The 15,916-nt window shown below is 42.0% G+C and carries 16 protein-coding genes; 4 read left to right on the top strand and 12 right to left on the bottom strand.

The genetic code is table 11. The features are described from left to right. Window positions 1–24: 24 nt before the first annotated feature. The 5 genes from lepA to rpoE all read right to left on the bottom strand — a co-directional run bounded on the left by lepA (window position 25) and on the right by rpoE (window position 4,503). Window positions 25–1,812, bottom strand: a complete 1,788-nt coding sequence (gene lepA / locus NFU46_RS04520; protein WP_175079985.1) for a translation elongation factor 4 — start codon at window positions 1,810–1,812, stop codon at window positions 25–27. A 70-nt stretch (window positions 1,813–1,882) separates the two neighbouring features. Next, window positions 1,883–2,332: a SoxR reducing system RseC family protein gene (locus NFU46_RS04515; protein WP_054554334.1), complete on the bottom strand. Its 450-nt coding sequence runs from the start codon at window positions 2,330–2,332 to the stop codon at window positions 1,883–1,885. Between the two features lie 3 nt (window positions 2,333–2,335). Then, complete coding sequence (locus tag NFU46_RS04510) at window positions 2,336–3,289, bottom strand: MucB/RseB C-terminal domain-containing protein (protein ID WP_251600100.1); 954 nt, start codon at window positions 3,287–3,289, stop codon at window positions 2,336–2,338. A gap of 4 nt (window positions 3,290–3,293) precedes the next feature. Beyond that, entirely contained in the window at window positions 3,294–3,920 is a 627-nt protein-coding gene (locus tag NFU46_RS04505) for a sigma-E factor negative regulatory protein (protein WP_054562254.1), read from the bottom strand. A gap of 1 nt (window position 3,921) precedes the next feature. Beyond that, window positions 3,922–4,503, bottom strand: a complete 582-nt coding sequence (rpoE, locus tag NFU46_RS04500; RefSeq protein ID WP_036969086.1) for an RNA polymerase sigma factor RpoE — start codon at window positions 4,501–4,503, stop codon at window positions 3,922–3,924. A 393-nt stretch (window positions 4,504–4,896) separates the two neighbouring features. On the opposite strand from rpoE, the gene nadB reads away from it, so the two are divergent. Then, the gene (gene nadB, locus NFU46_RS04495; protein ID WP_054554331.1) at window positions 4,897–6,519 is read left to right on the top strand and encodes an L-aspartate oxidase; all 1,623 of its coding nucleotides are present in this window, start codon (window positions 4,897–4,899) and stop codon (window positions 6,517–6,519) included. Here nadB and NFU46_RS20515 read toward each other — a convergent pair. Together NFU46_RS20515 and NFU46_RS04490 are read right to left on the bottom strand one after the other, a co-directional pair. After that, on the bottom strand, window positions 6,494–6,853 hold the full coding sequence (locus NFU46_RS20515) for a protein YgfX (protein ID WP_350338387.1): 360 nt from the start codon (window positions 6,851–6,853) through the stop codon (window positions 6,494–6,496). The genes nadB and NFU46_RS20515 overlap by 26 nt on opposite strands. 40 nt (window positions 6,854–6,893) lie before the next feature. Beyond that, window positions 6,894–7,145 (bottom strand): succinate dehydrogenase assembly factor 2, encoded by a 252-nt coding sequence (locus NFU46_RS04490; protein ID WP_251600097.1) that lies wholly within the window; start codon window positions 7,143–7,145, stop codon window positions 6,894–6,896. A 120-nt stretch (window positions 7,146–7,265) separates the two neighbouring features. On the opposite strand from NFU46_RS04490, the gene ygfZ reads away from it, so the two are divergent. Further along, a complete protein-coding gene (gene ygfZ, locus NFU46_RS04485) occupies window positions 7,266–8,177 on the top strand; it encodes a tRNA-modifying protein YgfZ (protein WP_251600094.1) in 912 nt (303 codons plus the stop codon). Between the two features lie 12 nt (window positions 8,178–8,189). After that, on the top strand, window positions 8,190–8,675 hold the full coding sequence (locus NFU46_RS04480; RefSeq protein ID WP_054554327.1) for a peptidylprolyl isomerase: 486 nt from the start codon (window positions 8,190–8,192) through the stop codon (window positions 8,673–8,675). A 37-nt stretch (window positions 8,676–8,712) separates the two neighbouring features. Here NFU46_RS04480 and NFU46_RS04475 read toward each other — a convergent pair whose 3' ends face one another. The 5 genes from NFU46_RS04475 to NFU46_RS04455 all read right to left on the bottom strand — a co-directional run bounded on the left by NFU46_RS04475 (window position 8,713) and on the right by NFU46_RS04455 (window position 14,816). Beyond that, on the bottom strand, window positions 8,713–9,183 hold the full coding sequence (locus NFU46_RS04475; protein ID WP_175079988.1) for a hypothetical protein: 471 nt from the start codon (window positions 9,181–9,183) through the stop codon (window positions 8,713–8,715). 14 nt (window positions 9,184–9,197) lie between these two features. Then, a complete protein-coding gene (locus NFU46_RS04470) occupies window positions 9,198–9,992 on the bottom strand; it encodes a YdiY family protein (protein ID WP_370316364.1) in 795 nt (264 codons plus the stop codon). A gap of 59 nt (window positions 9,993–10,051) precedes the next feature. Then, complete coding sequence (locus tag NFU46_RS04465; RefSeq protein WP_054554325.1) at window positions 10,052–10,372, bottom strand: HI1450 family dsDNA-mimic protein; 321 nt, start codon at window positions 10,370–10,372, stop codon at window positions 10,052–10,054. Window positions 10,373–10,490: 118 nt separating this feature from the next. Next, a complete protein-coding gene (locus NFU46_RS04460) occupies window positions 10,491–13,604 on the bottom strand; it encodes an efflux RND transporter permease subunit (RefSeq protein ID WP_251600091.1) in 3,114 nt (1,037 codons plus the stop codon). A gap of 9 nt (window positions 13,605–13,613) precedes the next feature. Then, window positions 13,614–14,816 carry an efflux RND transporter periplasmic adaptor subunit gene (locus NFU46_RS04455; protein ID WP_251600087.1) on the bottom strand — a complete coding sequence of 401 codons (1,203 nt, stop codon included), beginning with the start codon at window positions 14,814–14,816 and terminating at the stop codon, window positions 13,614–13,616. 258 nt (window positions 14,817–15,074) lie between these two features. On the opposite strand from NFU46_RS04455, the gene NFU46_RS04450 reads away from it, so the two are divergent. Further along, window positions 15,075–15,866 carry a crotonase/enoyl-CoA hydratase family protein gene (locus tag NFU46_RS04450; RefSeq protein ID WP_063706431.1) on the top strand — a complete coding sequence of 264 codons (792 nt, stop codon included), beginning with the start codon at window positions 15,075–15,077 and terminating at the stop codon, window positions 15,864–15,866. Window positions 15,867–15,916 lie beyond the last annotated feature (50 nt).

Below are 15,916 nucleotides of genomic sequence, written 5' to 3'. Positions count from 1 at the left end.
ATTAATTCCTTTATTTACTTCTAATTATTTACCAACTTTAAGGATAGCTAAGAATGCATCTTGAGGTACTTCAACGTTACCTAGTTGCTTCATTCGCTTTTTACCTTCTTTTTGTTTTTGTAGTAGTTTCTTCTTACGACTCACGTCACCACCGTAACATTTCGCGATTACGTTTTTACGTAATTGCTTAACTGTTGTACGGGCAATAACATGCTGACCAATCGCTGCTTGAATCGCAATATCAAACTGCTGACGTGGAATTAAGTCTTTCAGTGCTTCAGCTAACTGACGACCACGTGATTGTGCAATATCGCGGTGTACAATAATCGCTAACGCATCAACACGTTCACCATTAATTAATACGTCAACACGTACCATGTCTGAAGCTTGGAAATGCTTAAAGTTATAATCAAGCGATGCAAAACCACGGCTTGTTGATTTTAACTTATCAAAGAAGTCCATGACTACTTCAGCCATCGGTAATTCGTACGTCACCGCAACTTGCTTACCATGGTAGCTCATTTTAGTTTGTACACCACGCTTTTCAACACAAAGCGTAATTACGTTACCTAAAAATTCTTGCGGAACTAATATGTTAGCTTCAACAATTGGCTCACGGATTTCAAGAATATTATTCACCGGCGGTAAGTCAGACGGGTTATCTATCTGTTTAGTTCCGTCTTTAGTCTCTACTTCGTAGATTACTGTTGGCGCAGTGGTAATAAGATCAATGTCGTATTCACGCTCAAGACGCTCTTGAATGATTTCCATGTGTAGCATACCTAAGAAGCCACAACGGAAACCAAAGCCTAGTGCTGTTGAGTTTTCTGGCTCGAAGAATAACGACGCATCGTTCAAGCTTAATTTATCAAGCGCATCACGGAATGACTCATAGTCATCTGATGAAATTGGGAACATACCTGCATAAACCTGCGGTTTAATGCGTTGGAAGCCCGGTAAACGCTCTGGAGCAGAGTTACGTTGTAGAGTGATGGTATCACCTACAGGTGCACCATGGATTTCTTTAATACCCGCAATAACAAAGCCTACTTCACCGGTTTTTAAGATACCCGTGTTGGTTTGTTTTGGTGTGAAAATACCCACCTTATCTGCGATATGAACTTGATCATTCGACATGATCTTAATTTTATCGCCCGCGCGCAATTCACCATGCTTAATACGTACTAATGATACAACGCCTTGGTATGGGTCAAACCATGAGTCAATGATAAGCGCCTGTAGTGGCTCATCTTTGTCACCTTCTGGTGGCGGAATATCTTTAACAATGATTTCTAATACTTCTTCAATACCAATACCAGTTTTAGCACTACATTGCACAGCATCTAGGGCATCGATACCAATGATGTCTTCAATTTCTTCTGCTACACGAAGTGGATCGGCTTGTGGTAAGTCGATTTTATTTAGAACTGGAATAACTTCTAAGTCCATTTCGATTGCTGTGTAGCAGTTAGCTAAGGTTTGTGCTTCTACACCTTGACCCGCATCAACAACTAAAAGTGCACCTTCACAGGCCGCAAGTGAACGCGATACTTCGTATGTGAAGTCAACGTGTCCTGGCGTGTCGATAAAGTTTAACTGGTATGTTTCGCCGTCTTTAGCTTTATAATTTAGCGTTACACTTTGCGCTTTGATGGTAATACCACGCTCACGCTCAATGTCCATTGAGTCTAACACCTGCTGCTGCATTTCACGGTCTGTTAAACCACCACAAACTTGGATAAGACGGTCAGAGAGAGTCGATTTACCATGGTCAATATGGGCGATGATCGAAAAATTACGGATATGCTTCATAAACTGGATTCTAAACTTCTATATAAAATGGACTAAGTGTATAAAGCGACAATTTTACATTTAATTGGCTTTAATCACCATCTATTTGAGTGAAAGGAATAGTAATTGGGTGAATTTTTATTACTTTAATATCATGCTTAAGGCTCTTAACCCTTGATTTTGCTATCGCATAGCCCGTTAAGCCACCAATCACGGCGGCTAAAATTTGCCAGCCTTCTGCAAGTGAAAAAGCCGAAAATGCGATTAAAGCAAACCCTAAACTAAACAAAAGGGGTAGCATGTAAACAGCCATAGCGTGTTTAACTAAGTGGCTATCATCAAGTGCTAAAGTTACTTTTTGCCCTACTTGGAGCTCTTTTTCGAAGGTATAAGGAAAGGTTTTTTTAGCTGTTCCAAACAACTTTGCAAAAACTTGCGAACCACAACGACCATTACAGCCGGCACAGGCTTGCTTTTGTTCTGCTTCTAAATTCGCTGTCGTGCCTTTAACCGACACGACAGTGAGTGTTTGTTCAATCATGATTTAAAGAGGTCGCGCTACCGACTCAGCTATAGCTTTGGCTGTCATAGCAGGAATATTACCAACAACCGATACATCAAAGCTACCACCATTGTGCACATACACAGTCGTTGCACCTGAGGTTAAAGCGCCGCTTGCGCGCTTACCCGGTAAAGGTCTTTGAATAAAAACAGACACTTCAACAAACCCATCTGAATATAAATAATAGTCAGCAAGTTCATTATTTAAATCAAGTTTATGACGATCTGACTTTAATAGCTTAAAGCCATCAGGAAGCCAATCAATTTTCCAATCATTCGCTGCGCTGTCTTCATTATTGGCTAAATCGTTAGTCGCAAGTACTGCTGGAAAATCACGATTTTGCATTTCAACTAACATAGGAGCAGGCTGCTCTGTTACGCTGATATGAGTTAACTGTAACTGCTCAAGCATCTCACCTTTGTGATTCACATAGGCAGATTTAAGTAACAACGAAGACTCAGTATCTAACCAAATCCAATAGTTATATTTGTATTCATCTTTTGACTCGATACGCACTAACTGTGCTGAGCGCCCTGCAATACGTCCTTTTCCGCCAAGCACAAAATCATAGTGAGCGCTTAGTCGGTTAATATCTTTAAAAAGTACTTCAGGAATTGGCCCGGCAATAGAGTCTGTTTTAACTGAATAAGGCTCTGAATGAGGCTCAAAATAGGTCACTTGATCGTCAACGCGCACCATTTCTAGGCCAGCGCCGTTGAGTAAACTTAGGTGCTCAAGTTCAATATCACCTTGTTTTGCATGTAACCAGCGATAAGGTTCCATAGCTTGGCCTTTTACAACCACAAATGATGCGTCAAAGTTGCGAGTATGAACGGCCGTAGCCATATCATTTAATAAAGTCTTGGCGGGATTTTCGTCGCTGGCAATGGCTGGAGCCGTTAATACCAGCGACAAAATAAAAGTAAAAACTTTCATTTAATTAGTTTTTTTCCTCGTCTGCATTTTCTGCAGTTTGCGATTTTTCTAGCGAATATGCAACACGTGCTTGACGTTGGTGCTCAAGAACTAATGCACCAATACGCTGCTGTTGTAACTCACGTAAACCTTGCTCTGCATTTTCTAATGCAGGTTGCTCTGATGAGTAACTTACAGGAGAAGCCATACCTGTTAATGGTACTGTTTGTAATGTTGGAATGTCACTTTGCGGAGACTCGGTGTTTTGTGGCAATGTTTGTACGCCCACAATCGCAAACATAGCAACACTAGCAGCAATAGCCACTTGGGCAAATGGACGACGCCAATTAAATGCTACCACGTTATCTGTGCCTGTTGCCGCCACGATTTCTTCGCTTTTTGGTGCCGTTGTTTTATTCGCGAAATCTGCGTAAACAGGTTCTTGCTCAAGTGATTCTGCCACTGCATCTGCAATGTCAAAATTAAAAGCGTTGTTATTTGCCTCAGCACGCATTACATCACCAATCATTGCGTAACGACCAAATGTAGATACATCGTCGTTTGTGATCGCTTGATCAGTTAACTGCTGCTCGCCGTCAAGTAACGCGGACAACTGCTCATTATCCAACTTGTTAACGTCTGCTTTTGTCATACTAAGACTCACCTATTAATGGATTCAATTTATTATCAATCGCCTCACGGGCACGGAAAATACGTGAACGCACCGTTCCCACAGGGCAATCCATAACCACGGCTATTTCTTCATAGCTCATACCTTCAATTTCACGAAGGGTAATCGCGGTTTTAAGATCTTCAGGCAAACTATCAATCGTATTAAAAATTACAGCACGTACTTCGTCACTTAATAACAGGTTTTCTGGCGATGCGTTTGAACGCATTGCATCTGCACTGTCATAAAATTCTGCTTCTTCGGCATCAACATCGTTAGCTGGGGGTTTACGACCCTGCGCAACTAAGTAATTTTTAGCACAATTTACGGCGATACGGTACAACCAAGTATAAAAGGCGCTATCACCTCTAAAGTTAGGTAAAGCACGGTAAGCTTTAATAAAAGCTTCTTGTGCGACATCAGCAACATCACCTTGATTCGATACATAACGTGAAATCAAACCTGCAATTTTATTCTGATATTTTCTAACTAATAGGTTGAAGGCGTTTTTATCTCCTTGCTGGACCCTTTTAACTAGCGCTAAATCCAAATCCTGCTCGCTCATTCGAGCCGGTACTCCTCTGTTTGATTCTTGCTTGCTATTCATATACTCGCCATTGTTTACACAAACTCTGACTGCACCATGAATATAAAAGTTCAGTTTAAAATGATTTTTTTATAAAATAGCACGCAAATAAATTGAGTCATACCAATCTTATTACACGACAACCTCAATAACTGCTTAAAAATCAACGGTTATCTAAATTAAATTCACAATTTAAAACAGATAACAATAAACTGTTTATGTGACGATAAAACTAATAAGATTGGTATAACGTATTAAAATGACTAATAGTGTTAAAGCAAATATGGTACATATACGTATACCACATAAAAATTTATTTGCTCAAACTTTTGGCACTACTAGCCGAGCATTGTAACCGCAAAGACCACAGACATGAACCAAAATAAACATCACATTACTGATGTCGCTATCATTGGCAGCGGCGCCGCTGGCCTTTCTCTTGCTTTATCGCTTGCTAATCACTGTAAGGTGACAGTACTTAGTAAAGGCGCATTAACTGAAGGTTCTACCTTATATGCTCAAGGTGGTATTGCAGCAGTATTTGATAAAAAGAATGACAGTATTGAATCTCATGTTGAAGACACTCTAGATGCAGGCGGCGGATTATGTGACCGTGATGCGGTTCACTACACAGCGAGCAATGCAAAAAAATGTTTAAAGTGGCTAATTGAGCAAGGCGTACCTTTTGATATGGAATTCGATTCAAAAGGTAAAGAGCGTTTTCATTTAACTCGCGAAGGTGGTCATAGTCATCGCCGTATTTTACATGCCGCCGATGCAACTGGCCGAGCAGTGCAAACCACCTTAATTAGTCAAGTACAAGCACACCCTAACATCACCCTGTTAGAAAATTACAATGCTATCGATTTAATCACAGATAAAAGCTTAGCTAAAAAAGGCAAGCATGTTCACGGCTTGTACGTCTGGAATTGTGTTGATAAAAAAGTTGAAACTATCGCTGCTAAGTTCGTATCACTGGCAACGGGCGGCGCAAGTAAAGTGTACTTATATACTTCTAACCCTGATGTATCGAGTGGTGATGGTATCGCAATGGCATGGCGTGCAGGGTGCCGTGTTGCCAATATGGAGTTTAACCAATTCCATCCAACAAGTTTGTACCACCCAGAGCTGCAAAACTTTTTGATCACCGAAGCAATGCGCGGTGAAGGTGCTTATTTAAAACGCCCTGATGGCACTCGCTTTATGAAAGACTTTGATGAGCGCGAAGAACTTGCCCCTCGCGATATTGTTGCTCGTGCTATCGATTTTGAAATGAAACGCCTTGGTGCTAACTGTGTGTACCTTGATATTAGTCACAAAGACAAAGATTTTATCATTGAGCACTTCCCAACTATCTACGCAAAATGCTTAAGTGTTGGCCTCGACATTACCAAAGAAGCCATTCCTGTAGTGCCTGCTGCACACTATACCTGTGGCGGTGTTATGACCGACTTTAATGGCCGTACAGATTTAGATAACTTATACGCTGTTGGCGAAGTGGCTTACACAGGTTTACATGGCGCTAATCGTATGGCGAGTAATTCGCTACTCGAATGCATCGTGTTTGCCCATGCTGCTGCGAAAGATATTCTGAGTAAAATCGATGCAAGCCCTGCCCTTGAAGCCTTACCACTTTGGGATGAAAGTCGCGTAACTAACTCAGACGAAGAAATCGTTATTACCCACAACTGGCATGAACTAAGGTTATTTATGTGGGATTACGTGGGTATTGTACGCTCAACAAAACGTTTAGAACGTGCGCTTCACCGCGTAGAATTACTGCAGCAAGAAATTCACGACTATTACGCAAACTTTAGGGTTACAAATAACTTATTAGAACTTCGAAACCTAGTACAGGTTGCAGAGCTTATTATTCGCAGCGCCCTTGAGCGTAAAGAAAGTCGTGGTCTTCATTACACAATTGATTACCCAGAGCAAAACGAAAATCCAACGCCGACAATTTTAACGCCTAAGTCGGTTGCTGCACTGCAATAATCGCACGCTTTAAACGCGAGAAACTTTCTTCATCAACACTGGCTGAGCTTATAATCAGCCAGTGTGATTGATAAAACCCAGCCAACCTCAGCACTACAAAATTAGCAAACACATAACTTTTAGCTGTTATCTGGCCTTGAATTTTAAGTTTGTCGTTAACAAACCTGAGCTCTGCTTGCTCTAAAATTATAAAACCCTTTTCAGGCTGTGCTTGTTGGACTTTTTTAAAACTAAGAATGGCTAAGAAGAAGCACGCTAAACAAGCCAAAAGTTGAGCGAAAACATGCTGGTAAACAAAGCATAAAGTGATGGCTGTTAAGCAAAAAAAGACCACAAAGGGTTTGTGGTCTGTGGTGTTGTTTGTAACGGTAAATCTATACACAAACTCGGTCTAAAATTAACGCGACCATACCGTTCAGTTCTGGGTCCTTACACTCTTCATGACCCATGAACCAGGCGAATAAATCAGGATCATCGCACTCAAGTAAGCGTTGAAAAACGGCTTGCTGTTCTTTTGATAGTGAGTCAAACGCTTCTTCAACGAATGGCATAAATAAAACATCTAGTTCTAACATACCGCGACGGCATGCCCAACGAATACGTTCTTTACTGTGAATTTCAGTCATTTTAAACCTCGTACTTATTTGTCTGCAGTTTACCAAATTGCTATCGAATAAACAGCTATTTAAATTGCTACCCTAACTAAGTTATCATTAGCGCTCATTCATATCGTAAAGAAGGTTTTTATGTCGACTGTTTACGCATGTCCTTTATCTTATTCACTTATCAGCCTAACTGGCAAAGATAAGTTGTCTTACCTTCACGGACAAATTACGCAAGATATCAACAAATTAACTGATGATAACTTCCTTTGGGCTGGCCACTGTAATGCAAAAGGCAAGCTTTGGGGTGTGTTTAGGTTGTTTTCACATCTTGATAGCTATTACCTTGCGGGCTCAAAACCTGAGGTAGAGCAATCGCTAGTCGAGTTAAAAAAATATGCGGTATTTTCGCAAGTAGACATTCAGCAATCTGAAAAACCGCTAATTGGCTTACTAGGTGATGACCTAACAGCGACTCTAGAAACCTTAGCAATTAATTTTGACGACGAGCACAGCGCAGTCGATTTTGCTGGCGGTAAAGCGTTAAAGCTTGCAGATAACCGCGTATTGCTGATGGTCAACGACGAATTTAGCTTACCTGATGACATAACAGCTCTTGATGATGACGCGTTATGGCAACAGGCAGCTATTGCCGCAGGCGAGCCGTCATTAAACAGCGACGCTATTGGCGAATACGTACCGCAAATGGTTAACTTGCAAGCGCTTGGTGGTATCAGTTTCAGAAAAGGCTGCTACACAGGGCAAGAAACCGTCGCCCGTATGAAATACCTAGGCAAAAATAAACGTGCTATGTATATAGTTTCGGGCAAAGCTGAAGGCTTACTTGACGAGCTTGAACTCGAAACACAAATGGGCGAAAACTGGCGCCGTGCTGGCAAGCTTATTAGCCAAAGTTTTAATCAACAAACGCAAACCTTAATGGGTCTGGTTGTGCTTCCTAACGACAATGAAGCAGGCCAAATTTTGCGAGCAAAACACCTCCCTCAGGTAGAGTTATCTATTCAAGCTCTGCCTTACTCTCTCGAAGATGAATAAATAGGAATGACTATGATCGTAGCAGCAAACAAAGTGGTAAAAATGCATTATTCAGTTTTGGATAATAACAAAAACACCATCGACAACTCTTTCGATGGCGAGCCACTGGTGTTTATCGTTGGCACGGGTTTCTTAATTCCAGGCCTCGAAAATGCGCTATTAGGTAAAGAAGCGGGCGACACATTCAGCGTAACAGTTGAGCCAGAGCAAGGCTATGGTGAGCGTCACGATGACCTAATGCAAGCAGTGCCAAAATCAATGTTTGAAGGTATGGAAATTGAAGTTGGTATGCAGTTCCGCGCTACGACAGACGCTGGCGACCAATCAGTAATGATCATTGAAATTCAAGACGAAGACGTTATTGTAGATGGTAACCACCCTCTTTCAGGTATTACCCTTCATTTTGATGTTGAAGTACTTGAAGTACGCGATGCAACTGAAGAAGAATTAGCACATGGTCATGTGCACGGTGAAGGTGGTTGTGGTCACAGCCACTAAACCATTACTATAAAAAAAAGCGCCATTGGCGCTTTTTTTATATCTGTTCAGCTGCTTTCTGTGCATCCAGTGCTGGCTCTGGTTCAGCAATATGCTCTCTAAGCGCAGCAAGTAAGCCTTCTTGGTCATTGGTTCCTAAGCGATAGTGCGTGCCATCTTTCATTGCCAATTCAACAGCACTAAATCCAGATACACTGTAAACCCAGCCATCATGCGTGATACGCAGACCAATACCATGGCGAAATGAATTACTTACCGCTCGAACAGATTCAATCTCATCAAAAGTCACTGTTTTACCAAATACACCCGGACCAAATGCCCAGCTTACTGTTTTATCGCTCACCTTAATCGTTAAGCCATGAAACAAAAAGGCCACCAGCACTAAGATAGCGCTAAACACCATAAGAGGAATATCTGCACCAATTAAGTTCCAAGCTAAGGCAATGAAGGCGCCAATCCAGCCTAAGATAACAAAAATAAAAATAGCGTACTGTTTATGTTGATACATTCTGAAGTATTCTCTTAAAAGCTATAAACAAAGGTTGCACTCAGCTCAGAATCGTACTTGAGCTTATCTTCCTCTGGTTTTGAGTTATAGCGATACATGTAAGTAAATTTGAGTGATACATCACCCATAATTTTGCTGATCAGGGATGTTTCTGACTTTAAACGCGAGTTTAACCCTGACAATGATTGTTCATAACTGACATCTTGATTAAAGCGAGTACGAGCAGAGACTGTACGCTCCCACTGCAGCGCTAAACGAAGCAGGTAACCTGTTTTTGTTTCATCTTCTTCTGTTGCAGTCTCTTGATCAGCCACCGAGCGGTATAAACCCGGCCCCACATCGATATCGACTTTATTCTTGCTGCCTTGGTAAATGCGGTTACCGTAACCCGTCGCTATGGTGCTCTTAAACTCAAGACCACTAAACTTATCTCGCTCATAGTCACCATAAATGAAAAATGACTCATTTTTCACATTTAGCTTATAGTTACCTTGGCCCGATACAAAAATACGGTCTGCAGAGACTTCTTCATCACCAGTTTCTTCATTACGGTCACGTTTGTATAAAGTATCGAGCTTAAATTGGTTACGCCACTTTTCGAAATCTTGGTATAGGTTACCTTTAAGTTTGAAGCTGGTTGAGTTGGTATTGCCACGGCTTACCATAAAACCAAACTCCATATCTCCGTACAGCAACTCGCCTTTATGAATTTTATGGATTTCTTCTTCTGATAATTGCCCGTACTCATGAAAGTCTTCAAACGGATCAACAGCAAAAGCCTGCCAACTGCAAACTAGCAGGGCGGGCAAAATAATTCGTTTTATTGAATTAAAACAACTAAAAGTAGAGTCAAACATCGGCTGGAGAGTTATTCGCTATCTTTCCAAAGAATGTGGCAAAACGGTGCATCTTTGTCTCGGCTAATTAAAATTTTCGCAAACAAGATATCTTGATTGTCGAATTCAAGTCCTACTAAGACTTGTACAAACAGCTCAGGTTCAATTTCTAGTGCAACAAAATCTTGCCACTGCTCGTCAGGCTCACCTTCTTCAATAAAGCCAAGCTCTTCTCTGTGCTCGTTAAAATCAGCAATATCTTGCTCGCTTAAATTATCAGGTGCTAACTCTAAAAAGATATCATAAGCCTGATGAGTTACTTCTTCTTCACTGTATAAGCGTGGACCAGCCATTCCTTAAACCTCTGCACATGTGTATCGCTTTGAATCTGGCTATGATAACAAACCTCTTTTGAGTTTTACCAAAAAAAAAGCCAGGTTGCCCTGACTTTTTTGTAATTAATAACAGATTTTACTCAGCACTTGCTGTGCCTTTTATTTTTTCGCGCATTGATTGCACGAGCGTATAAAATAGCGGAACAAGTAAGGTGCCAAAAATGGTTGCAGCTAACATCCCGAATAACACGGTAATACCGAGCGATATTCGACTGCCTGCCCCTGCACCACTTGCAAACACCAGCGGTAATACGCCAAGTACAAACGACAGTGCCGTCATCAACACCGCTCTAAAACGTAATCTTGCCGCGTTAAGAGCCGCTTCAAAAATACTTTTGCCTGCAGCGCGTTCTTCCATAGCAAATTCAACAATCAAAATGGCGGTTTTGGTGGACAGGCCAATCAGTAGCACTAAACCAACCTGTGCATAGATGTTGTTTTCCATGCCAATCACATACAGCGCAAGCATGGCACCAAATAATGCCAGCGGCACCGCTGCAATGACCGAAAACGGAATTGTCCAACTTTCGTATTGAGCAACCAAGAATAGATACACAAATACTACCGCTAAGCCAAACAAGATTGGCGCAGTGTTACCCGCTTCAATCTCTTGTTTAGACTGCCCAGCCCACTCATACACATAGCCTGTTGGTAATTGCTCGGCCAGCTCTTGCATTGCTTTAATGGCATCACCACTGGCATACCCCGCCGCAGGTTGTCCGCTAATGCTTGCACTTCGGTATAAATTAAAGTGCGTTAAGCTTGTAGGACCCAGAATTGGCTCAAGTTTAGCTAATGTAGTGAGCGGCACCATTGCTCCCTCATCATTACGTACATAGTAGTACTGTAAGTCAGCTGGGTTTTGGCGAAAACGGCTTTCCGCCTGCATGATAACGCGGTAAGTACGGCTAAATTGGTTAAAGTCATTAATGTATAACGAGCCTAGCTGCGCCTGCAAGGTTAAGAAAATATCGCTAAGCGCGACCCCTTGAGCTTTTGCCTTATTACGGTCAATTTCAAGGAAATACTGTGGCACATTCGCTCTAAATGTACTGTAAACATTTGATAGCTCTGGGCGTTGGTTCGCTTCATAAATCAAACCATTTAATACTTGAGCAAGCTCAGCAGGCTCGCGCCCTTCACTGTCTTGTAATCTAAATTCAAAGCCAGCACTTGTACCAAGTCCAGGTATTGAAGGCGGGTTAAAGGCCATGATTTGCGCATCTGGCATTGCCCAAAACTGCCCCATCAAGCGCGTTAGTACCGCACGTAAACCAAGTTTAGGGCTAGTTCGTTCTTCCCAGTCTTTAAGTACTACGATACCAAGCGCATTATTAGAACCCGCACCACCGAGTAATGAAAAACCAGAAACCGCAATAAAATCGGTTGCAGCTGGTTCATTTTTAACAATATCCCCCAGCTTATGCATTACATCTTGGGTACGACCGCTTGCTGCCGCATCAGGTAATTGCACATCAACAAAAAGAAAGCCTTGGTCTTCTGCTGGTACAAAGCCTGTAGGCACCGTTTTTACCAACCAACCTGCAGCAGCAAAAATAACCACTGCAAACAATGCCATTCTCGCTGTACGTTTGAGGATAAAGTTAATCACTTTACTGTAACCATTGGTTGAGCGGGTAATGATGTTTTCAAACGGGGCTAGCCATTTAATCGGCTTCATGGCTTTTTCACTTAACAATAAAGCACACAAAGCAGGGCTTAATGTCAGTGCATTTAAAGATGAAATGAGTACTGCAAATGAAATCGTCACCGAGAACTGTTTATAAAGCTCCCCGGTTATTCCCGGCATAAAGCCTACTGGCACAAACACCGCAAGCAATACTAAGGTCGTTGCCACGATTGGCCCCGATACCTGCTCCATCGCTTTGGTAACCGCTTCTTTAATTGGCAGCTTTTCTTCTTTTAGTATTCGCTCAACGTTTTCAATAACGATAATGGCATCATCTACTACGATACCTATCGCAAGCACTAAACCAAACAAGGTGATTAAGTTGATGGAGTAATCCATCATCATCATAAACGCGAAAGTCCCCACCAAAGATACCGGAATAGCCACCGTTGGAATGAGCGTAGCGCGCCAATTTTGTAAGAATAAAAATACCACTAAAATAACCAAGCCAACCGCTTGGACAAGGGTGACGACCACTTCATCAATCGAGCGATTGATGAACTCTGTGGTGTCATAAGGAATAGAGTACTCAACGCCATCAGGTAGCTGTTTAGCAAGCTCAGCCATACGTGCTTTTACATCGTTGGCAACTTGCGTCGCATTCGCTTCTGTTAGCTGATAAATAACAATAAAGGCAGTGTCTTGCTGGTTTAACTTTGCTGTTGTGCTGTAGCTTGCTGCACCTAATTCAATTCGGGCAATATCGTGCAGGCGCACAAAGTTACCATCTTTGCTCGAGCGAATAATGGTTTGACCAAACTCTTCAGGGGTTTTTAAACGCCCTTTTGCCTGAATCGAATATTCAAATTGCTGGCTCGGTGCAGAGGGTGCAGCCCCCAGTTTACCTGCTGCTACGATAGTATTTTGTTCTTGCAGCGCAGCTTGAACTTCTGACACAGTTAAACCCAATGATGCCATTCGATCTGGGCGCAACCACAAGCGCATTGAATAGGTTTGTTCACCCATAACCTCAGCTGATGCAACCCCATTAATACGGCCAAGAGGCTCGGTTAAGTAGTTGGTTGCATAGTTGCTTAAGAAAATAGCGTCGATATTTTCTTGATTCGAGTATAAGTTGATACCAAGTAACATCGAGCTCGATTTTTTCTTAACCGACACACCTTGGCGTTTAACCTCTTCAGGTAAGCCTGCTTCAGCAAGTGCCACACGGTTTTGCACATTAACTTGGGCAATATCTGTATCTGTGCCGACTTTAAAATAAACAGTTATGTTGGCCGTGCCGTTATTAGACGATGTTGATTCGATATACATCATATCTTCAACGCCATTAACTTGCTCTTCTATGGGCCGGATCACCGACTCTTCGACAATTTGCGCACTTGCACCTGGGTAACTAGCACTAATTTGAACTTGCGGAGGGGTAATTTGCGGATACATATTCACTGGCAGCAAGGCCATTGAAATTAAACCCGCAATGGTAATAACAATCGAAATTACCAAGGCAAACTTTGGGCGAGATATAAAAGTTTTACTGATCATATCTCACTCCTAAGAGTTAGCTTTGCTAGAAATAGTGCCGGTTGTTTCATCGACATTTTTTTCAACTGCTTTCACTTCAGCGCCTTGGCGTACCTTTTGTAAACCTTCAATAATGACTTTTTCACCGGCCTCTAAGCCTGACTCAACCACCCACATCGCATTAATACGTCGACCCAGTTTAACAATCCGCATAGCCACTTTGTTTTCATCATCAACAACGAGCACAAACTTACCTTGCTGGTTTTCTTGTACCGCTACTTGAGGAATGAGTGCCAAGTCTTGTTTATTGGTGCTTTCAACGATCAAGGTGACAAATAAGCCCGGCATGACAATGCCATCAGGGTTATCAAAAGCGGCTCTAAGCTCAACCGTGCCTGTATTGCGGTTAATTTTGGTATCAGCAAAATCAAGTACGCCTTTATCAGCGAAGGTCGAATTATTCGGTAAGCGTAAAGTTAAATCGATAGGCACATCACGAGGGTCTTTATCTGACGGTGCTTGATGATTTTGACGATAAGAGATGTAGTCAGCCTCTTCAACTTGAAAGCTCACATAAATTGGATCAACATCGGTCAGCTCCGCAAGCTCATTGGATGATGGCCCAACAATATTACCCACGTCATAGTTCACTTTACCAATACGCCCTGCAAACGGCGCACGAATTTCGGTATAACTTAGATTGAGTTTTGCTTTTTCAAGTTCAGCTTCTGCGGCTTTAACAGCTGCAGTGGTTTGCTCAAAATTGGTGGTTAGTTTATCGAGGTCTGATTGTGAAATGAAACCTTGCGCAGCCACATCTTTACCACGTTTTAAATCGCGTTCAGCGGCGCCTGCTGCGGCAATTTTACTTTTTAAATCAGCCTCAGCTTCTGACACAGTCGAGCGGTACTCAGATGGGTCAATACGCAGTAAGAGCTGATCTTTTTCAACCGATGAGCCTTCATTAAAGTGACGTTCAATGAGTTCACCCTCAACACGGGCCCTAATCGCAACCTCTTGGAATGCTTCAGTGCGTGCAACAAATTCTCGGTAATTACCAACTTCTTGTGTAACGACATTAAATACTGATACAGCCGGTGGCGGCGTAGCTTGTTGTTGTGCTTTATCATCTGAACAGCCAACCAATGTGGTTGTTAATGCGACAGAAATTGCAACAAAAACCAAAGAACGAGATGATTGTTTTGTTATGCGAGCTGTTTTGCGCATCAGCATATATTTACTCCTTGTAGCGCGACTTAAAGCTAAGTCTAGTCGTGTCATGGGATTTTGCGAAAGTATCTAACTAATCACAAAATCAAACTAGCGATGAACTAGCATCTTTGTTTTAAAAATATACACCAATTTGTAACTAAATATATGACAAGGTTACCCATTTTTGGAAAATATAATGATTCCTTGCGACACATCAGCAATTCTTTACTTAGTTGTAATTAACTCGTAAGCTCTAACAAACAGGTCAGAGGAGTTACCATGATAAAACTAGAAATAAAACAACAAGTCGCATGGGTTAGCCTTGCTCGTCCCGAGAAACAAAATGCACTCAGTTTTGCCATGTTTGTCGAGCTTTCAAACGTAATCAAAAAAATTAAACGTGATCGCAGTTTGCGTGCGGTGGTTATCTCTGGCGAAGGCGAACACTTTTGCTCTGGACTGGATGTTGCTGCGGTGATGAAAAAGCCAAGCAATATCATCAAGCTTTTATTCAAGTGGTTACCAGGAAACCAAAACTTAGCGCAAAAAGTAGTGCTAGGTTGGCAAGACTTAAGTATTCCGGTGATTGCAAAAGTGACCGGGCACTGCTTTGGTGGCGGTATGCAAATCGCACTTGGTGCTGATTACCGCATCGTCGATAAAAACGCTAAATTAGCGATCATGGAAGCTCGTTGGGGCTTATGCCCTGATATGGGGGCTAACGTGGTGCTTGCAGGTTTAATGAAGCGTGACCAAGCACTTTGGTTAGCAAGTCATGCAGGGCCTGTCTCTGCTGAAGATGCTAAGGAGTATGGCTTAGTTACACAACTCACTGATGACGTTGATAAACAAACCGATGCTGTACTAGAAACCCTCATGGCGCGTTCGCCAGATACCTTGGCAGCAATTAAACGAATTACTCAGCAAAGCTACCGTTCACAGCAGCGTAAAATTCTCGCTAAAGAAACCTGGAGTCAAATTCGCTTACTGATGAACCCTAATACTAAAAAGGCGATTGCAAAGGCGAAAGGTGCAGAGGATATTCAATTTAATAATGCCAAATCATGGTAAGCTAAAGTCGCATAGTACAACTGACAAGGGTATGATGTAGTTGTACTTTA

Origin of the sequence: Pseudoalteromonas sp. NCCP-2140 (genome assembly GCF_023708065.1) — a bacterium.
Classification (GTDB): domain Bacteria; phylum Pseudomonadota; class Gammaproteobacteria; order Enterobacterales; family Alteromonadaceae; genus Pseudoalteromonas.
This window is presented reverse-complemented; position numbering and strand designations above follow the sequence as displayed.